The 19,317-nt window shown below is 57.7% G+C and carries 20 protein-coding genes; 11 read left to right on the top strand and 9 right to left on the bottom strand.

Features of this window, described 5'->3' with window-relative positions:
- Positions 1-706: 706 nt before the first annotated feature.
- From ABWH92_RS04895 to ABWH92_RS04875, 5 genes are all read left to right on the top strand, one after another.
- The gene (locus ABWH92_RS04895) at positions 707-1,033 is read left to right on the top strand and encodes a DUF2282 domain-containing protein (protein WP_375574189.1); all 327 of its coding nucleotides are present in this window, start codon (positions 707-709) and stop codon (positions 1,031-1,033) included.
- Between the two features lie 95 nt (positions 1,034-1,128).
- Positions 1,129-2,022: a DUF692 domain-containing protein gene (locus ABWH92_RS04890; RefSeq protein ID WP_375572670.1), complete on the top strand. Its 894-nt coding sequence runs from the start codon at positions 1,129-1,131 to the stop codon at positions 2,020-2,022.
- A 1-nt stretch (position 2,023) separates the two neighbouring features.
- Positions 2,024-2,836 carry a putative DNA-binding domain-containing protein gene (locus ABWH92_RS04885; RefSeq protein ID WP_375572668.1) on the top strand — a complete coding sequence of 271 codons (813 nt, stop codon included), beginning with the start codon at positions 2,024-2,026 and terminating at the stop codon, positions 2,834-2,836.
- A 6-nt stretch (positions 2,837-2,842) separates the two neighbouring features.
- Positions 2,843-3,460 (top strand): DoxX family protein, encoded by a 618-nt coding sequence (locus tag ABWH92_RS04880; protein ID WP_375572666.1) that lies wholly within the window; start codon positions 2,843-2,845, stop codon positions 3,458-3,460.
- A 62-nt stretch (positions 3,461-3,522) separates the two neighbouring features.
- Entirely contained in the window at positions 3,523-4,587 is a 1,065-nt protein-coding gene (locus tag ABWH92_RS04875) for a threonine aldolase family protein (RefSeq protein ID WP_375572664.1), read from the top strand.
- Positions 4,588-4,623: 36 nt separating this feature from the next.
- Here ABWH92_RS04875 and ABWH92_RS04870 read toward each other — a convergent pair whose 3' ends face one another.
- The 3 genes from ABWH92_RS04870 to ABWH92_RS04860 all read right to left on the bottom strand — a co-directional run bounded on the left by ABWH92_RS04870 (position 4,624) and on the right by ABWH92_RS04860 (position 8,423).
- Complete coding sequence (locus ABWH92_RS04870; RefSeq protein WP_375572662.1) at positions 4,624-6,165, bottom strand: acetolactate synthase large subunit; 1,542 nt, start codon at positions 6,163-6,165, stop codon at positions 4,624-4,626.
- Between the two features lie 179 nt (positions 6,166-6,344).
- A complete protein-coding gene (locus tag ABWH92_RS04865; protein WP_375572660.1) occupies positions 6,345-7,427 on the bottom strand; it encodes an HD-GYP domain-containing protein in 1,083 nt (360 codons plus the stop codon).
- Positions 7,428-7,694: 267 nt separating this feature from the next.
- On the bottom strand, positions 7,695-8,423 hold the full coding sequence (locus ABWH92_RS04860; protein ID WP_375572658.1) for a class I SAM-dependent methyltransferase: 729 nt from the start codon (positions 8,421-8,423) through the stop codon (positions 7,695-7,697).
- A 53-nt stretch (positions 8,424-8,476) separates the two neighbouring features.
- Between ABWH92_RS04860 and gloB the strand changes: the two genes are divergently transcribed.
- Genes gloB through ABWH92_RS04845 form a run of 3 tightly spaced genes read left to right on the top strand, consistent with a single transcriptional unit; the run spans position 8,477 to position 10,259 of the window.
- Positions 8,477-9,202: a hydroxyacylglutathione hydrolase gene (gene gloB, locus ABWH92_RS04855; RefSeq protein ID WP_375572656.1), complete on the top strand. Its 726-nt coding sequence runs from the start codon at positions 8,477-8,479 to the stop codon at positions 9,200-9,202.
- A gap of 11 nt (positions 9,203-9,213) precedes the next feature.
- Positions 9,214-9,825, top strand: a complete 612-nt coding sequence (locus tag ABWH92_RS04850) for a LysE family translocator (protein WP_375572654.1) — start codon at positions 9,214-9,216, stop codon at positions 9,823-9,825.
- A complete protein-coding gene (locus tag ABWH92_RS04845; protein WP_375572652.1) occupies positions 9,822-10,259 on the top strand; it encodes a cupin domain-containing protein in 438 nt (145 codons plus the stop codon). The genes ABWH92_RS04850 and ABWH92_RS04845 overlap by 4 nt, the downstream gene beginning before the upstream one ends.
- Here ABWH92_RS04845 and ABWH92_RS04840 read toward each other — a convergent pair.
- Complete coding sequence (locus ABWH92_RS04840) at positions 10,245-11,105, bottom strand: DMT family transporter (RefSeq protein WP_375574188.1); 861 nt, start codon at positions 11,103-11,105, stop codon at positions 10,245-10,247. The two genes, ABWH92_RS04845 and ABWH92_RS04840, sit on opposite strands and share 15 nt — an antisense overlap.
- Before the next feature lie 249 nt (positions 11,106-11,354).
- On the opposite strand from ABWH92_RS04840, the gene ABWH92_RS04835 reads away from it, so the two are divergent.
- Entirely contained in the window at positions 11,355-12,767 is a 1,413-nt protein-coding gene (locus ABWH92_RS04835) for a hypothetical protein (protein WP_375572650.1), read from the top strand.
- 86 nt (positions 12,768-12,853) lie between these two features.
- On the opposite strand, the gene ABWH92_RS04830 is transcribed toward ABWH92_RS04835, so the two are convergent.
- The 3 genes from ABWH92_RS04830 to ABWH92_RS04820 all read right to left on the bottom strand — a co-directional run bounded on the left by ABWH92_RS04830 (position 12,854) and on the right by ABWH92_RS04820 (position 16,219).
- The gene (locus ABWH92_RS04830) at positions 12,854-13,867 is read right to left on the bottom strand and encodes an endonuclease/exonuclease/phosphatase family protein (protein ID WP_375572648.1); all 1,014 of its coding nucleotides are present in this window, start codon (positions 13,865-13,867) and stop codon (positions 12,854-12,856) included.
- 155 nt (positions 13,868-14,022) lie between these two features.
- Entirely contained in the window at positions 14,023-14,748 is a 726-nt protein-coding gene (gene phbB, locus ABWH92_RS04825; RefSeq protein ID WP_375572646.1) for an acetoacetyl-CoA reductase, read from the bottom strand.
- A 298-nt stretch (positions 14,749-15,046) separates the two neighbouring features.
- On the bottom strand, positions 15,047-16,219 hold the full coding sequence (locus ABWH92_RS04820; RefSeq protein WP_375572644.1) for an acetyl-CoA C-acetyltransferase: 1,173 nt from the start codon (positions 16,217-16,219) through the stop codon (positions 15,047-15,049).
- A 280-nt stretch (positions 16,220-16,499) separates the two neighbouring features.
- On the opposite strand from ABWH92_RS04820, the gene phaR reads away from it, so the two are divergent.
- Both phaR and ABWH92_RS04810 read left to right on the top strand, forming a co-directional pair.
- Positions 16,500-17,114: a polyhydroxyalkanoate synthesis repressor PhaR gene (gene phaR / locus ABWH92_RS04815; RefSeq protein ID WP_375572642.1), complete on the top strand. Its 615-nt coding sequence runs from the start codon at positions 16,500-16,502 to the stop codon at positions 17,112-17,114.
- 178 nt (positions 17,115-17,292) lie between these two features.
- Complete coding sequence (locus ABWH92_RS04810; protein ID WP_375572640.1) at positions 17,293-17,622, top strand: hypothetical protein; 330 nt, start codon at positions 17,293-17,295, stop codon at positions 17,620-17,622.
- A 5-nt stretch (positions 17,623-17,627) separates the two neighbouring features.
- Here ABWH92_RS04810 and ABWH92_RS04805 read toward each other — a convergent pair whose 3' ends face one another.
- Positions 17,628-18,587 carry a gamma-glutamyltransferase family protein gene (locus ABWH92_RS04805; RefSeq protein WP_375574187.1) on the bottom strand — a complete coding sequence of 320 codons (960 nt, stop codon included), beginning with the start codon at positions 18,585-18,587 and terminating at the stop codon, positions 17,628-17,630.
- The gene (locus ABWH92_RS04800) at positions 18,484-19,236 is read right to left on the bottom strand and encodes a gamma-glutamyltransferase (protein WP_375572638.1); all 753 of its coding nucleotides are present in this window, start codon (positions 19,234-19,236) and stop codon (positions 18,484-18,486) included. Before ABWH92_RS04800 ends, ABWH92_RS04805 begins: the two co-directional genes overlap by 104 nt.
- Positions 19,237-19,317: the final 81 nt, after the last annotated feature.

Below are 19,317 nucleotides of genomic sequence, written 5' to 3'. Positions count from 1 at the left end.
TCCTTCCCGTTTTCCGCTCCCTTTTGTCGCGCGTCTGGCTCAGTGTGAGCAAAACGACGAGGAGCGTAGGGCGCAGGCCGGGTCGCACCTTGGTGCGGCTCGTTGGTCTGCGCCAACCGTGTGTTTGTTGTGCCAAGCCCGCCCGACCCATGATGGCCAGTGGCGGAAGGCTTTAGTCCGATGGGCGGGGTAAGCGCCCTCTGCCGGATAAGGGGGCACACCCCCTTTGACCGTGTTCGCCGTGACATGACCCGCAGCGGCGGGAAGCGTCAAGCGTTCAGATCACCAGACCCCTTGTTCGTGGGCAAACCGGTGATTGGATCAGTGTACGACCAAAATTAGGACAATATCACTGACCTTTCACGAGGGTCTTTGCCAGAAACTCCGGCACCGCTCAACCCGCAAATTGGCGCATTCGCATCAAAAGGCGAGGTTGAAGGGGGCAAATTGAAATTATCATGCTCTTCAACGACCAATTATTTCAATAACGGCGACCACACGCTCGCGTGAACGACGATCACGCGCACGCACCGACGCGTGAGGTTTGGGTGCGTGAAACTTCCTGTCTTTGTCATTTCCTCTTTATTAGCACCTCCGTCATCTTCTGGGTCGAGAGGCGATCACGCTTCTTCCCCTATTGAACGCCGGTGCACAGCCTGGTCTGGCACCGACCCTCCAATGTCTTGAAAGGACATATCCAATGAGCATCTCTCGTCGTGCTGTGAACACCGCCGTTATCGCCGCTGCTGTTGCCGGTGTTGCTGCTTCTGTTACCGCTGTTGTGCCTGCCCACGCCCAAGGCCAAGAAAAATGCTACGGCATCTCGCTGGCTGGCGCCAATGATTGTGCCGCTGGCCCAGGCACCACATGTGCTGGTACATCGACTGTTGACTATCAGGGTAACGCTTGGACCTTCGTCGACGCTGGCACTTGCGAACAGTATGGTTCGGCTTCCATGATGGACGACGACCTTTATCTGCCAGACGGCCGCACGGGTTCGCTGGAAGAACTGGACCGCGATCTGCCAGCATAAGCTGAAGCCGTTCGCTTACCGGATGGTCGGAGTGTCGATGCACAGGATCACGCTCTGACCATCTGGACCAACCTTTTTACGATCTTAGGCCCATCATGTCTGTTTCCAGTCTTCAAACACCTGCTGCACCCATGATCACCGACGCTCTGGCGGGCGTTGGCTTCAAGCATGAGCACGCGCAGGACGTGTTTGAAAGCGAGCACAGCGTGGCCTGGTTTGAGGTCCACCCTGAGAATTACATGGGCGAAGGCGGCATGCCGCACCGCCTGCTGACAGATTTGCGCGAGCGCTTCGGCCTTTCACTGCATGGTGTGGGCCTTTCCATTGGCGGTGAAAAGCCATTGAACAAAAGCCATCTGGCGCAGCTCGCTGAACTGAACGAGCGGTATGAGCCCGATCTGTTTTCCGAACATTTGGCCTGGTCAAGCCATGATGAGGGCTATCTCAACGACCTTCTGCCCTTGCCTTACACCCAAGCCACGCTGGACCTTGTGAGCGATCACATCGACGAGGTTCAGGAAGCCCTAGGTCGCACCATTCTGCTTGAGAACCCCTCCACCTATGTGGTGTTTGAGGGCTCGCAGATGAGTGAGACCGATTTTCTCAAAGCCATCGCCAAGCGCACTGGTTGCGGGCTGCTGCTGGACGTCAACAATGTGTTTGTGTCCGCCACCAACCACCAAACCTCTGCTGGGGATTATCTCGCTGATTTTCCTGTCGGTCATGTCGGTGAAATCCACTTGGCAGGCCACGCCTCAGTTACACTCAGCGATGGCGCAGAGCTTTTGATCGATGCGCATGACCGCGCGGTCTCCGACCCGGTATGGGCGCTTTACGAACAGCTGATCAAACGCATTGGACCACGCCCAACGCTGGTCGAGTGGGACAATGATGTGCCCGCCTTCCAAGTGCTTGCCCATGAGGCCGAGCAGGCGCAGGCGATCCTCTGCAAGAACGACCCGATCCTTGGCTGCCGTCATGTTGCCTGAGATGACCAAGAGCGAACATCATCATGGTGATTTTGCTGCAGCGGTCCTCAACCCTGACAAACCTGTCCCCGATGGAATCGCCCGCGCCAATGGCGGCGATCCGCTCGAAGCGTTCAACGTCTATCGCAACAATGTTGTGGCGAGCCTGGCAGATGCGCTGAAGGGCGCGTTTCCGGTGACCTCTCTGTTGCTTGGCGAAGGATTGCAACGCGCCTTGATGGCCGACTTCGTGCGCGCTCACCCACCAAAGAACGCCGTGCTTTCCACCTATGGCGGCGACTTTCCTGGTTACCTTGCCCAACATGAGGCAACAAAGGCACGCCCTTTTCTGGGTGACGTCGCTCTGTTGGAGCACCGCCGGATCGAGGCCTATCACGCCGTCGATGCACCGGTTTTTGATGGTTCGACGCTCGGTGGCATTGATCCTGAAATTCTGTCCGCTGGCACATTGATGGTGCATCCAGCGGTCCGGCTGATTTCCTCGCGCTTTCCGATTGCGACCGTCTACGCCATTGAGAAGGCAACACTTGACGGTGTCGAACCACCCGTTGACCGCTCCACCGTCAATATGCGCAAGGGCGAAGCGGTTTTGGTCGCGCGCCCTTTTTATGACGTGACATCTCAGCCGATCGGCCAAGGTGATTTTGCCTTCATCAAAGCCTGCGCCCGTGGCGTACCGTTTGGCGCAGCGGCGGATGCAGGTTTTCAGGCTGATCCAGATTTTGATTTCCAGGCAAGTCTTGGGCTTTGCCTTACCGCCGGCGTGTTCACCGCCTTCCAATCCACACCCAATTTCCCTAAGACGCTGGAGTGATTCCCAATGGCCTCTTTAGATCAGTCTGACACGATGATGAGCATTTCACCTGATCCTGCCGACTCTCCAACGCTGATTGGAAGCATTCGTTCGATTTGGAAAGAGATCACCGACTCTATTGAGTGGCTCACAGCAGCTTGGCTGCCGGGGCTTGCGGCGCGCTTCGTCTTTTTGGCCACACTGTTCGGCTACTATTGGAACGCAGCGCTGACCAAAATCGATGGCAGTATTTTTGAACTCTCCACGGGCGCCTATGCGCAGATCATCCCGCCCATTATCGAAGCGGCAGGCTATGACAAAAGCGCCGTCGCCCTGCCTTGGACGGCACTTGTCTATGCCGGCACCTACGCCGAATTTGTCCTACCGGTTCTCCTGGTCATCGGCCTGTTCGGGCGCCTTGCTGCGCTTGGCATGATCGGTTTCGTGATCGTTCAATCCTATGTTGACCTCACCTTCCATGGTGTCGATGCAGAAACAGCTGGCGCCTGGTTTGACCGATTCCCTGACTCGATCATTTACGATCAGCGCCTGCTTTGGCTCTTCCCACTGATCTATTTGGTGCTGAAAGGCCCAGGGCTCCTGTCGGTCGACGGTCTTCTTGGACGGATGTTCAAAAAAGCTTGATCCGGCTTGGTTCAGATTGGTCTCGGTGATAGAGCCGACGCCAACTGAACCACGGAGCCGCCATGTTTTTTGGAAGTGACAATTGGGCTGGGGTCTCACCACAAGTGGCTGAGGCCCTTTCTGCTTGTACGGACGGTTTTGCCAGCGCCTATGGATCGGACGACCTAACAACCCAGGCCCGCGATGCGCTGGGCACGTTCTTTGACCGCGATGTGGATGTGTTTTTCACCGCCACAGGCTCTGCCGCCAACATGCTCTCTTTGAGTGCGGTGGCCCGCCCTGGCGGCGTAGTGTTTGCCCATCGCGACGCGCATATTTTGGTCGATGAGGCCGCTGGCCCAGAGTCTTTGGTCGGCATGAAACTGCATGCGCTTATAGGTTGCCAAGGCCGTATCAATGCCAAGGAGCTCACCGAAGCCCTTGCCACCTACCCGCGCGAGCACGTGCACCGTGGGCGCGGCATTGCTGTTTCGATGACGCAAGGCACGGAGCTTGGCACCACCTACTGCGTGATGGATGTGGCCGCCATTGGAGCCATAGCACGCCGCAACAATCTCGTTTTGCATATGGATGGTGCGCGTTTTTCCAACGCGCTGGTGGCGCAGAACGTAACCCCAGCCGCCATAACCCACGAGTCCGGTGTCGATCTGCTCTCACTAGGCTTTACCAAGAACGGCGCCTGGGCATCTGAGATGGTGGTGAGTTTCCGCGAAGATTTGCGCGATGATCTCACCTATCGCCAGAAGGCGATGGGCCAAGTGTTTTCAAAAAACCGTTTCGCTGCGGCCCAAGCGCTTGCCATGCTGAAGGACGACCATTGGAAGGTTCTGGCAAGCCATGCCAACGGGATGGCCAAGAAACTCTCAGACGGCATCACCAACTTGGATGGATGTCGGCTGGCGGCACCAACAGAGATCAACGAAGTTTTTGCAATTATCCCACAGGCGATGGCGCAGCAACTTGAAGATTCCGGCGCCATCTTTGCCGACTGGCCCGAAGACTCCGCCGAGGCCGACATAGCTCCGGGCGAGGGTGAGATGATGATCCGTCTGGTGGCGAGCTTTGCCACGACGGATGATCATGTGGATCAGTTCTTAGACGCTGCACAACGAGCCGAGGCGGCCTAGCACCGTCTCAGCAGACCGGGTCCTAAGCCATGGTGCTTAAATCGTGGCTTCGATGAGAAACGGCCCTTGTGTGGTTGCTGCTTTGGCCAGCGCCGCTTCAAAGGCTTCTTCGGTCTCCACCTTTTCACCTGGAACACCATGACCTGCTGCCAGCGCCACCCAGTCAAGCAACGGGTCTTCGATATCAAACATGGCGCGAGCATTGCGACCGGGCTTCGGTGCGCCTTGGGCCTCAAGCTCATGATGCAAGATCTGATAGCCTCGGTTGGCAATAATCACGAAGGTGATGTCCATGCGCTCGCGGGCGGCTGTCCAAAGACACTGCAGCTGATACATGGCCGACCCATCACCTGAGACGGCGAAAACCGGACGATTGGGGCAAGCCACCGATGCGCCAATGGCGTTCGGTAAGCACTCACCAATCGAACCGCCGGTGTTGTTGATCCGGTCATGAGGCGCTGCCTTGTTGACCGGTGGCCAGATATCAAAGCCGGCGGTAACCGCCTCATTGACCATGATCGCGCCCTCAGGAATAGCGCGGGCGAGACCACGACCGATGCCTTCAGCTGTCAGGGTCCCGGTGTGGGCGGAAGGAACAGCGTGCTCGATACGAGCGATGGTTTCGCTGCCATCAACGCCCACGGCATCGGCCAAAGCTTGTAGGGTCCACGCAACATCCCAATCGGGGAAGCAGAGCTTGTGGATCGCGCATCCCGGTGGTTCAGGCGTGGAGGGTTTGCCGGGATACGCAAAGAAGTTCACCGGAGGATCGGCACCAAGAAGAACGATGCCGGTCACATCTTGCAGCATCTCGGCGGTTGCATCGGCGGGATAGGGCAAGATCTCAAACGCCACCGCTCCACCACCAAGGGCAATACGCGGCGCAAAGAAGGGCGCAAGCAACCGGCAACCGGTCCGCGCTGCGATCTGTCCTACCAAATCGGCCTTGGGCCCGAACAAGGCCGGGCCGTTGGCCAAAAGCGCAGCACCTGGTTCGCGCAGCGCCTTGGCAGCTGCAGCGATACGCGCCTCATCGGGTCGGTGCTTTTGTGCTGGTGGCTTGGCCTTCTTTGGCCCCGAAACGCTGTCACCCCAGGCCGCATCCGCCTGCAGAATGACGGTTGCGATCTGGCCATTACGGGCAACGCGAATGGCGTCAGCGCCAAGCTCCGCCACCATCGATCCATCTGTGGCACGCCGCACCCAATGGGACACAGAGTTCGCCACACCGTCCAGATCGGAGGTCAAAGGCGCGTCATGCTTCAAATGATAGCCCGCATGATCTCCAACAATGTTGACGATTCCAGAATGGCCTTTGCGCGCATTGTGCAAATTGGCCCAGCTGTTGCCAAAGCCTGGGCCAAGATGAAGCAGGGTTCCAGCCACATTGCCGCTCATCCGCGCATAGCCGTCCGCGGCGCCGGTCACGCCCCCTTCGAAAAGGCAGAGAATGCAGTGCATGTCCGGGTGCGTGTCCAAGGCCGCCACGAAGTGCATTTCTGATGTGCCAGGATTGGCAAAACAGACCGTGACGTTTGAGGCCAACAACGTCTCGACCAAAGCTTCTGCACCATTCATGACGACCCCCTTTTTGGTTGGCCGCACTGTTCACCAGATGGTGCCGAAGGTCCATGTGGAAATTCTGCACTTTTCTGGCAATCCTTCGCACATTGCCATGTCAACGAACGCGCGTTGATCAGTTAGGTCGCGGCAAACCGAACGCTTTCTTGTGGCAGCGAGCCCGGAGCCTCAGCCAATCAAGCAGCCTGTTTCAAGGTGTCGTGATGCATCTCAACGATGGGGCGGAAGGCATCAACCAGATGGGGGTCCAGCTTGCCCTTCATTGATGCCAACACTTGATACGCTTCATAGGGCACCATGGCTTGCTTGTAAGGTCGGGTATCAACCAAGGCACTGTAGATATCTATGATCGTGGAACATCGAACAGGGTCACTGATCTCATCCCCGCTTATCCCATTGGGATAGCCTGAGCCGTCCAGAAGCTCGTGGTGAGAAAACGTAATGTCCTTGGCCAGCTGACTCACCTTTGGATTTTTCTCCAGTATTTTTAAGCCCTCAGCAGGATGGATCTCAATAACAGATCGCTCCCCGGGGGTCAGTCGAGAGGGCTTGTCGAGAATCTCCAACGGTATGACCACCTTGCCAACATCATGCAGCAAAGCGGCTTCGGTAAAGCGAGGCCTATCAGCCTTCGAAAAGCCCAATGTCGCGCCCCATTGTGAGGCAAAGCCCGCCACGCTCATACAATGGCGTGCTGTGTAGGAATGATGTTCAGCAACCGCCATCATCCAAGCATCAAATCCCAATTCGGTAACAGCGCCATCGACTGTTACCGTCGACTCCAAAATCGTCTCAACGCAGTGCTCTTGCGCGTCCTCGTCGTTGGCCAGGAACGTGCTAAATGTGTTGGACAAAGTCTGCGTCGCTTTGGTCGCCAAAACCACGGATTTCGATTGCAGTTTGAAGGTTGGATCAGCTTTCTTGATTGCGTGGAACAATCGATCCCGATCGGTGGGAAGCGACACCACTTCGGCCGAAAAAAGCTTCAGACGGCTTGCATAATGCGCTTTGTCGTTGATCGACACACAAAGCACCAACCGATTGCGCAATCCCTTGAAACGTGTCTCGAGCAAACTCGCCAAAGCGTTCAAAATTCGCTCGCTGCATTTTGACAGTGCAACCACAACCAAAGATGGTGGTTTTGACGGCATTTGCGACATGCGTGAGATAAGCTGCACATCGACTTGCGCATAACCATCGAGCAGACTGATAGCCTGACTCGTTTCCTTCGTTCCATCTGTGATGGCAAGAATATTCATAGTGCGTGTCCCCCGACCGGAGGATTTGATACGTTAAACTGGTTGCTTAAGACTAAACGCGCCCGATGCCTTGCAGGCGACGATGGAGATCCCGGGTGCCCAATCGCGACAAAACCTGGCGCAAATTCCACGAGACATCACGTTAAATTTAGCACTGGCTAATGCACGTTTTGGTGGCGCAGCCACAGTGTGTTGCAGATGCGTATCGCCCTCGCTCATCTTCAACAAGCCAATAGGGGCGTAAGGTCACTTTGGGATGTGAAGGGGCTAGTTTGGCACCGCTCCGACCGGAACGAGCACGGGTTTGGCGCGCACTTTTGCCCCCTCAGTCACGGGTAAGCCACGGAACATGTGCTTGGTCGCTTCCAAGATGATCACACCGCCCAAAGGCGACACAACACTTTTTCCCATACGTTCAAAAAAACTGGCAGTGCGAAGCGCCATTCGGTTTTGAAACGGGAAAAAATGTAAGGCTTCCGACCACGCCGTCGGCGAGAACTGCGTATCGCGGCATAGGCGGATCATCTGCCCTTTGGAGAAGGGGCGCCCATGGCCGAAGGGCGTGGAATCCACCCGCGCCAGCAATCCACGACGATTGGGCACCACCGCAATCATCCGCCCACCCGGGGCAAGCACACGCCACACCTCTTCCATCAGCTCGCGTGGATGAGGTGAGAACTCCAACGCGTGAATCAACAGCACCCGGTCGAGCGTAGCGTTGGCCAACGGCAGAGCATCTTCATCCACCAGCACCGAGGCATTTGGCCCGCGCGATGGCCAGTTCACACAGCCTTGCACGGCCGGCATGAAGCTCATCAGCCGCTCAGCTTCCTCGTGAAACTGACCAAGATAAGGATTGGCAAACCCAATGCCCGCCACGTCCATGCCCTTTGCATCGGGCAAGTGCCTGCGCAGCGCCGAGCGTAGATAGCCACGCGTTCGCAAACCCAACGGGCTGGTGTAAAAATCGCGCAGATCGATAATATCAACTTGCATATCAACCGTTCTACCGTGAACCTGCCCAAACGACCATAAAGGCACATCCTAAAATGCCAGCAAGCTGTCATCTCTATCCCTGCCGATCTGACAATTATGGTGTGCTGGTGCGCGATGAAGCCACTGGCAAAGTGGCGTTGATCGATGTCCCCGAAGAGATGGCCACGCGTGAGGCGATAGAAGAAACTGGTTGGGCGCCGACCCACATCTTCATCACCCACCACCACGCCGACCATATCGACGGCGTGGGTGGCATCCGCTCCAGCTATGATGTGGAGGTTGTTGGCAACGCGGCAGACGCGCACCGCCTGCCCCGCCTTACCCATGCGGTGAACCCTGGCGACACGGTGATGCTGGGCGAAACGGCGTTTGAGATTATCGACACGCCCGGCCATACCGTTGGCCACATCGCCTATGTTGCGCGTGAGGAAAAGCTGGCCTTTGTCGCCGACACGCTGTTCGCCATGGGTTGCGGGCGGATGTTTGAAGGCACACCAGAGCAGTTCCATGCCAGCCTGCAAAAACTGGCCACGCTTGATCCAGAAACCGACATCTATTGCGGCCATGAATACACCGCGGCCAACGCCCGCTTTGCGGTCGCCATGGACCCTGACAGCTCGACCCTTGCCGATCATGCCCGCCAGATCGAGGGACTACGCGCCGCTGGCATGCCCACAGTCCCCACCAAGCTCAAGACTGAACTTGCCTTCAACCCCTTTTTACGCGCCAAAGACGTGGCAGATTTCGCCCGGCTGCGCGCCGCCAAAGACAACTTTTAAGGACCAGCATCTTGAGCACCGAGTTTTTGATCACATCCCTCATCGTCGTGCTGCTGCCTGGCACCGGCGTTCTTTACACGCTCGCCATCGGTCTTGGCCGCGGTTTCCGCGCCAGCATCGCCGCAGCGGTTGGCTGCACGCTTGGCATCGTCCCGGCCATGATTGCCAGCATTGTCGGTTTGGCAGCGCTGTTCCACACCTCTGCACTTGCCTTCCAACTGATCAAATACGCCGGCGTCGCTTATCTTTTCTACATGGCCTGGAACATTTTGCGTGAAGGTGGCGCCTTGGACGTGTCGGAGGATCGTCGACCCTTGAGCGCATTTCAAACAGCGCGCGACGGCGTATTTCTCAATGTGCTGAACCCGAAACTCTCACTGTTCTTCCTGGCATTTCTACCGCAGTTCGTACCGGCAACGGCAACCAACACAACGCTGACCATGGTGATGCTGGGTCTTACCTTCATGGCGCTCACCTTCATCGTGTTCATCGGTTATGGCGCCTGTGCGTCCTTGGCGCGGGACTATGTGGTCTCCAAACCATCGGTCATGGTGTGGCTGCGCTGCTCGTTCGCCGCGACTTTCGGGCTGCTCGGCCTGCGTTTGGCACTGGCTGAGCGATGAATTTTCAGGAGGTCATCACCGCGCTTGATCTTCAGCCGCACCCGGAAGGCGGCTACTATCGCGAGACCTTTCGCGACCTGCAGGAAAAAGATGGCCGCTCTGTCGGCACGGCGATCTACTACGCTTTAGGTGTTGGCGATTGCTCAGCCTGGCACAAGGTCGACGCCGCCGAGATCTGGCACTGGTATGCTGGGAGCCCTTTGGCGCTCACACTCTCATCCAACGGCCATGACGCAGAAAGCCATCGCCTCGGCCCCAACCTCACCCAAGGCGAGCGTCCACAAGTGGTGGTACCCGCGGATTGGTGGCAAACAGCAGAAAGTCTTGGCGAATGGACGCTTGTCGGCTGCACGGTGGCGCCGGGCTTTACCTTTGACGGATTTGAGATGGCACCGCCCGACTGGCGTCCAACACCACGATCATCGTCGTCCTAAGAGCATCTCTTTAGCAGCAATCACAGCACCCAACGTGACCAACAGGCACGCAGCGACAACCGGCCATGTGAAAGCACCAAAGCCGAACGCGATGAGCAACAGCGTGGAGAGGATCGGCGTGGCGTAGGCCGCCGCGCCCAGCACCTGAATATCCCCGCGCTTCATCCCGATGTCCCAGACGAAAAACGCTGCTCCTACAGGAAAGAGCCCGAGTGCAACCACACCCACCCAACCGGTAAGCGTTGCTGGCCAGACCGTTGTCTCAAACAGAAGGTGACAACCCAGCGACAGAACGGACGTGATAAGACACGCGCCCGTCACAGCGCCGGTCGGCACATCGGGAAAAAGGCGCGAGAGCACCGAATAGCTGGACCAGAAAAGCGCCGCACCCAATGCTGCGGCATAGCCAAGGGCAAAACCACCTTCGAAAGACGCGCCCTGCGCGACAATCAAAATCCCAGCACCGGCAAAACCCAGCGCTGCGCCGAGCCCATGAAACCAGCGCAATCGCTCGCCTGGCAAAAGACCGGAAAACACCACGATCAAAAGCGGCCAAAGATAGTTGATCAAATTGGCCTCCACCGCAGGCGCGTTACGCAGCGCGGTGAAGTAAAGTGCGTGATAGCCAAAAAGACCGGCCACCGTTAACGCCAAAGCTTTGGGGGTGGTCGCGATCACATCACGCAACCGACCTTGACCGGCCAGAATAATCAGCGCGAGCGCGCCTGCCAGACCAAAGCACAGCGTATTGAGCTGAAAGGGCGGCACCGATTGCCCAGCAGATCCCCCGCCAGATGGGGCATCTGCGCCAGTCATCGCAGTAAAAAGGCCAAGTGTTGACCACATGCCAACCGCCGCAAGACCAACCAAAGTTGCGCGGCGACGTGCCTTCACCTTTTCAAAATCACCTAAGGTCAAGTTTAACCAATCTCATTTTTGCCGTCTTCTACGCCCCTCCTAGAACTTGATGGTGGGGCAACGCCATCGAAAATCTGCATTAACCGCATGGTGGGGTGGCGCTTGTCGCCGCAAAGGCCCTGCCATACGACCGCATTTCCAACGCGTTTGAAGCAACATCAAAGAGGGCCAACCACCATGATGACCAGCGTATTGCTTGTCGATGTCCAAGGGTTCGAAGCGCTGGCCAAAGGTCAAGCCAATCCCGTAGCACTTATCAGTGAGCTTTCTCACACCATGCATGGGATGACCCGGCAGATCGCAGTGATGCGTGCCTATTGCTCCAATCGCGTGTCAAGCTACCGCCGCACGGCCTATCGCGAAGCAGGCTTTGAGATCATCGAAACCGCTGGTCCTGACGAAACACTGATCCGCATCAGCGTCGATCTGCACAAGTTCGCCACCAGCACCGCCACGTATGAAGAAGCGATTATGCTCGGCGGCACCACCGATTACACCGGTCTGGCGCGCATCGCCCGCGAGCATCTGATGATGGTATCTGTGGTGGATCATCCAACCATTTCTTCTGCTCTGGAAGCACTGGCCGACGGGCTGGTTGACCTGGAAGATCTGGACATTGACCGCAGTGCGAGCATCGCCCCCGCGCCGAGCTTCAAGTCACGTGATCGTGCGCCCATCGAGCCATTAACGCCGCGCACGCCCCTCAGCAGCCGGTCGGGCAAAGCTGACAACAAAGCAGCCGAAGACAAGCCAGAACTGGATCACCCCGAAGATCATAAGCTCGACACAGAGGGATCCGACGGTGATGCTTGGCCTGATCCAAAAAGCGGGTCGATTTTGGTGGCGGGCGCAGCCGCCGGTGCTGGCGCTGCCGCGTTGATGAGCAGCACAGCCAATGGCGCGGAGACCGAAGACGTTTCAGTCACTGACGACGCTGAATCAGATGCAAGCGCCAAAGACGCAGGCGAGGCAAAGGCCGACAGTGTTGAAGCCGCCGCTGATGTCGAAACTGACACGGATACAAAGGCCGAGGCCAAAACGGAAACTGCGACAACAGAGGCGGACATTGAAGCAGAGCTGGAAGATGCCCTCACCGCGTCACTGAGCGATGACCTGGCTAACAGCCTGGACGAGGATCTTAGCAAGAGTCTGGCTGAAGAGAATGCCAGCGACGATAAAGCCAAAGAGGATAAAGGCAGCGATTTTGGCGACGATCTTGATGCCGAGTTGGAAGCTGAACTGACCGCTGAGCTTGTGCCAGATTTGGCCGCTGGTGCTGACGACGGCGCGGCCGAGAAAACCAATGCCAATGGCGCACACGACACCTCCGATGTTTCGGTCGACGATGACAGCACCATTGATGCGCTGTTTGCCGACATTGCCGGTGGCGATGACAAGCTTGGGTCAGCCCAAGCAGACACCACGGCCGTTGACCCCGCGGTTACCGCGGCGCCCGTCGACATTCCCATGATGGCAGATGCAAAGGCTGACGCTGATGTCGATCAGCTGCTCTCACGCTTGATGTCAGATGATCTGGCAGGCGACGCCGAGCCGAAAAAAGCTGAACTGGATGTGGTCCCAGAGCGTTAAGCGGTTGTTCTGAAAGAACAGAGCGACCGTGTTTGGTCCGTCCGCGATCAAAGCCTAAGCGCTAAGCGGCGATGGACTCGCTAGATCTAACGCCCATCAAGATCGAAGGTGGACAGCAAACCACGATGGTTGGACCCAATTGGGTCGTCTATCAGCTGCACATCCACTGGCGTGATGTCACCACGCACCAGCACATGGTCGATGGCAAAGCCCGCCAAGGATAGCGGCAAAGATGACAGCGCAGGCCATGTGGGCTGCAGGCGCGAGGCCAGTTGCATACCGGCCTCGTCGATCAGATGGGTACGAAATGCGTGCACAAAGGCTTGGCTGTTGAAGTCTCCAGCCAGCACCACCGGCCCATTGATCTCGGCCAGAACCTTCACCAGCTGATCCATTTGAAGGTCATGCCAACCGCCCCAATAGGGCTTGGTCAAATGCGCGGCCAGCAACGTAACGTCCTGCCCATTGATACGCATCTGCGCACGGATCAAGCGACCATCAACTGTGAAGAACGGGATGATATCCACATCGCCAAACGGGTGTTTGGAATAGATCGCCATATCACAGCGTGAGCTGGGCCAGCACCCAGCCCGATGGGGAAAAGCCGCATTGATGACGTCCAAGTCTCCGGCAAGCGCAGGTGCTTCGAGGACAAATGCCACGTCTGGGTCCTCTTCCACCAGATAGGCAGCGATCTCGCTGCCGCGTGGATTGATGCCAAGCACGTTGAATGAGATCAGTGTGAAATCGGCCTGTCGATCATTGGCCATAGGTGCCAAGCTGCCCAGCGCAAAGAGCGCGATGCTTGCCAGCATCACAGCCCCGACCACAGCGCTTACAAAGGCGCGCACCGGTGCCCGCAACACAAACAAAACCAAGGCGCAGGCAATGAAAGCAATGCCAGCGTGCAGCCGGCCTTGATCAAGATGCACAAACGGCGTGGACGGTAAGAGATGCGGCAACGCCGCCACCATAGCCAGCCCCGCAAAGCCGACCATCACCACACCAACAGCCTCATCACGCCAGCGCCAGCGTTTGGCGGGAGCAAACAAAGCCGTAAGGCTGCTTGTGGATGCTTCAGAAGACGAAAGGTCGGCCAAACTGGCCCTCGCGCGCGGTGATCGGTTCGCGCTTGACCTACCAGCCACGCGTTAAAAGGATGACACCAGAGACGCTGAAAGCCGGTTAACGCTCGTCAACCAAAGGGCGGGCCGCTCACCGCGACCCACCCTTCATCATAGTCTGTGTCTCTGACTTAAACGAAGAACTGCGCGCCGTTGGCTGAAATGGTCGAGCCAGAAATGAAACCCGCATCGTCCGACGCCAGGAAGGTCACGCAGCGTGCGATCTCTTCGGGTTCACCCAAACGTCCCACCGGAATCTGCGGTATAATCTTTTCGTTCAGCACATTTTCCGGAATCGCCCGCACCATTTCGGTGCCGATGTAACCCGGGCAAACGGCGTTGGCGGTGATGCCAGCGCGTGCGCCCTCTTGCGCCAGTGACTTGATGATACCGAGATCACCAGCTTTGGTGGCGGCGTAGTTCACCTGACCGAACTGACCCTTCTGACCGTTGATCGAGGAAATCACGATCACGCGGCCAAACTTGCGCTCGCGCATGCCCGGCCAAACCGGATGAATGGTGTTGAAAACGCCGGTGAGGTTGGTGCCAATCACCTCATTCCACTGATCCGGTGTCATCCGGTGGAAAGGTGCATCGCGGGTGATGCCAGCATTGGCAACCACGATGTCGATGGGACCATTTTCTTCTTCCACCTTGGCGATGCCAGCGGCTGAGGCGTCATAGTCGGCAACGTTCCATTTGTACGTCTTGATGCCGGTTTCAGCGGTAAAGGCGGCTGCCTTTTCATCATTACCGGCATAGGTGGCGGCAACTGTGCAGCCCTCTGCCTTCAAAGCTTTTGAAATCGCTTCGCCGATACCGCGCGAACCGCCTGTTACAAGTGCCACTCTGGCCATGGATGTTTCCTCGATTGTTTTAAATTGATCTGTGTTTCCCGTCGGTGCTGATCTTGGCGTCAGTTTCCATCGGGGTCGTGTTGTTAGTCGGGTCTGGTTTGGATTCTGTGCGTTCGGGCCTTTCCTCATCTCCCAATTCTTGAAGGGAGATTTCACCCCAAAAAATGCGTTTCAAGCCCCTCACGATCGCGAACATGGTCGCGATCACACAGGCAACTGCAAACAACGCCATAAGTCCAGGTCGATCTACCAGACCAACGAGAACGTCCAGCCCATTCAAGAGACGCGTCCGCCTACCTTAGCGTTCCACGCAGAGCGCCACGCCCATGCCGCCGCCGATGCAAAGCGTCGCAAGACCTTTCTTGGCGTCACGCTTTTGCATTTCAAAGAGCAGCGTGTTGAGCACGCGCGCGCCGGACGCCCCCACTGGGTGACCGATGGCAATCGCGCCGCCATTGACGTTCACGATGTCGGGGTTCCAGCCCATGTCCTTGTTCACGGCGCAGGCCTGGGCGGCAAAGGCTTCATTGGCTTCAACCAGATCAAGGTCTTCCACTTTCCAGCCGGCTTTCTCGAGCGCCTTGCGCGAGGCTGGGATCGGGCCTGTGCCCATGATCGCTGGATCAACGCCTGCGGTCGCCCAGGAAACGATGCGTGCCATCGGCGTAATGCCGCGTTTGCTCGCCTCCTCTTCGCTCATCAAAACAGTGGCAGCACCGCCATCATTGATGCCCGATGCGTTGGCGGCCGTCACCGTGCCTTCCTTGTCGAAAGCCGGACGCAGCTTGGAAATGCCTTCCACCGTCACGCCGTGCTTGATGTACTCATCTTCCTCAACCACCGTATCGCCCTTGCGACCCTTGATGGTGTGGGCAACGATTTCGTCTTTGAACTTGCCAGCCTTCTGCGCGGCCTCAGCTTTGTTCTGCGAGTTGACTGCAAACGCGTCTTGCTCATCACGTGTGAGCTGCCACTGCTTGGCAACGTTCTCTGCCGTGGTGCCCATCAGGTACTTGTGAAAAGCATCCGTCAGCGCATCGTACATCATGGTATCGACCATCTTTGCGTCGCCCATCTTCACACCGCCGCGCAAGTGCATGGTGTGGGGTGCCATCGACATCAACTCTTGACCGCCAGCCACGATCACATTGGCATCACCTGACGTGATCTGTTGCATGCCAAGGGCCACAGCGCGCAGACCCGAGCCGCAAAGCTGGTTCAGGCCCCAGGCCGTCGCTTCCTGTGGAATACCAGCAGCCATCGCTGCCTGACGAGCCGGGTTTTGGCCTTCACCGGCAGAAAGGATCTGACCCATGATCACTTCATCCACATCAGCCGGATCAACGCCCGCGCGCTGCAAAGCACCGGCAATCGCGGTGGCGCCAAGCTGATGCGCTGGCACGGTGCCAAAGGAACCATTGAACGATCCAACGGCGGTGCGCGCCGCCGATGCAATAACCACTGACGTCATGAAATATCTCCCGGTCGGCCCGCGATGAAGGGCCATGATGGTGAAGGCAAACCGTCGAAACGGTCAGAACGATAATACCACTCAAACACACAGCGGCCTGTCGGTTCAATTGATCAAAAGACCCTGATGATCCTTGATCGTCATCAAGGTATCACTAGAGATAGGCTGCAGTTGTGCTTTGCAGCAGAGTGCGTCATAGCTAATGCCACTGTGCGTTGCACAAGGCCGGAACTGAAATGACCGGTGGCGTGACGCGGCGCCAGCAATAGGAGAGTGATCGATGGCCATGCCTTCGGATACGGATGCCGGTTCACCGGCCACCATCATCAAAAAATACGCCAACCGTCGCCTCTACAACACCGGCACGTCGACCTATGTGACGCTGGATGACTTGGCCGAGATGGTCAAAGGCGGTGAAGACTTTTTGGTGCAAGACGCCAAGTCGGGCGAGGATCTCACACGCTCTGTGCTCACGCAGATCATCTTCGAGCAGGAAAACAAGGGCACCAACCTTCTGCCGATCACGGTTCTGCGCCAGCTCATCCGCTTTTACGATGACAGCATGCAGGCCGTGGTGCCGAGCTATCTGGAGCACTCCATCAACGCCTTCGTGGCTGATCAGGATGCGATCCGCGAAAAGATGGCCAACAATTTCGGCGCTGGCCCGTTGGGCGCTGTCGGTGCCATGAGCGGCGCGATGCAAGAACAGACACGTCGCAACATGGAGCTGTTCCAGAACGCCATGTCGACAGCGATGACCATGTTTGTGCCGTTCTCCGGCGCAAGCACCGCAAGCGAGCAAGAGCCGGAAAAGCAGAACGACAGCTCCCTGGAAGAGTTGCGCGCCCAGCTTTCGGCCATGCAATCGAAGCTCGATTCCATCAGCGACAAATAGCTGATCAGCGTTTACCACGCTGCTTCACCATGCCGGTTTACCCCGCCACTTTACCTTGGCGGGCGATTGCACTTTTGCGCGCGCGCACCATCTGATAGTTTAACGAAACGTTAACAGCCGCTTTCGCGCCAGTTTCACCCTGAAACAGGCTCTGCTAGCGGCGATCAGAGGCAGAGCGTTGATCACTCCACCCATCAGACAGATCGGTTCACACGGTGCGTACAGCAAAAAAGCTGCCCGCGGCGCTCAGACCAATGCTGATGCGTTTCGTGTGGAGCCTGTTCGTGCTGTCAATCCACGCCTTGAACGACGCTCGACCGAAACCACGGCCAACGCTGCCGCGTTGCGCATGGGCATTGCCGCCCAGATGTTGAGTTCGCGCGAAGCCATTGACGAGGATGTCTTGGTGCTACCATCGCATCCGGCCATGCGCTCGGCAGCCCGTTACGCCTCCACAGCCGAAGGTCTTGCACCGGTCGATACGCTGGGCTTTTCACGCACCATCTAGTCGATCTAGATACCGGCTGCGCACCCATCCTTGCGCGGATCAGACCCGCCGGTCAGCGCGCCTGTATCCGGGTCACGCCAGATCGCCTGACCGCCGCCAATAGCGCGCGTGGCATAGGCTGTTTCGCGGTGTCCCCGAGCGTTCAACGCCCCGATCATGCCGTCCCCAAACGGACTTTCAATGATCGGGTTCTTGGTCTCAACGTTCCAAAACACCCGTGGCGCATCCAGGGCTGCCTGAACATCCATGCCGTAATCGATCATGTTGGAAATCACATGGGCATGACCAAGCGGCTGATAGGCCCCGCCCATCACGCCGAACGCCATGACCGGCACACCGTCCTTCAATGCCATCGCCGGAATGATCGTGTGCATCGGGCGCTTGCCACCAGCAAGCTCATTGGGGTGCCCCTCTTCCAGACTGAAACAGGCGCCGCGATTTTGCAGCACAATGCCGGTTGCCTCGGTCGCGGTGAGCGCACCGAAATCATCGTAGATGGAGTAGATGAGCGAGACCATCCGGCCTTCCTCATCGGCAACGCTTAGATAAACGGTGTCAGAGTTTGGAATCTCCGGCAGAGCAATCTCATCAGCACGGCGATCAAGAGTGATCTGCGCCGCCAACCGATCGATCACTGCCTCATCGATAAGATGCTCTGGATCAACACTGGTCTCAGGGTCACCCACATACACATCGCGCAGGCTGTAGGCTGCGCGCGCAGCCTCAAGCTCCAGATGCGAGCGGTCAACACCATTGGCGTCCATCGCTTTGACATCAAAGCGTTCCAAGATTTTCAGCGTGATCAGCGCCGTCACGCCCTGCCCATTGGGTGGCAGTTCGGCGATTGTCAGGCCGCGATAGTCAGCCATGATCGGCGTCACCGCATCCGCCCGGCAGTTGGCCAGATCTGATACGGTCATCACACCGCCGCGCTCGCGGATATGACCGACAATGTCGCGGGCAATCTCGCCAGTGTAGAACGCATCCACACCATCGCGTTGGATCATCTCCAGAAGTCTTGGCAAGCTGCGGCCAAACCAACCGATCACCAGCAACCGGCACACGTCCTTGCGGGCGAAACACCCGAGTGAGAACGGGATCCTGATCCACATCGCGCGGATCTTTGGGGTGCGCCATATCGTGGGCAACGCGGTCGGTGAGAATCCAGCCATCGCGAGCCAGTCTGATCGCTGGTTCCACCAACTCACGGAACCGTTTGGTGCCAAAATGGCTGGCCATATACTCAAAACCGCGCAGCGCGCCCGGTACGGTGATCGCGTGCGCACTGGTTGGCGGCACCTGTGTGTGCCCCTCGGCTCGCAGCATATCAGCCGAAAGCATCGCCGGGGCTCGACCTGATCCGTTGACGCCGTGAATGGACCCATCTGGCTGCGCGATGATGGCGAAGCAGTCTCCACCTAGCCCGGTCATCTGCGGCTCAACCACGGAAAGAACGGCAGCTGCGGCCAGCGCCCCATCAACGGCATTGCCACCCTTGCTCATCTCGTTCAGCGCAGCCGTCGTTGCGGCGGTGTGAGAAGTTGCCGCCATCATGCGCACGCCACGGGCTGGCGAGCGCCCTGGAACCTGAAAATCGCGCGATATCTGGGACATAGATGATCCTCATAGGTCGAGAATTGGTAGGTCGCGCAACCAAACGCCTTGGGCTTGCGCACGTGGGAACCACGCGGTACG

It is taken from the genome of Ahrensia marina (genome assembly GCF_042140245.1).
Taxonomy (GTDB): Bacteria; Pseudomonadota; Alphaproteobacteria; order Rhizobiales; family MH13; genus MH13.
Note: the sequence above shows the minus strand (reverse complement) of the source record. Positions and strands in the feature narration are given on the sequence as shown.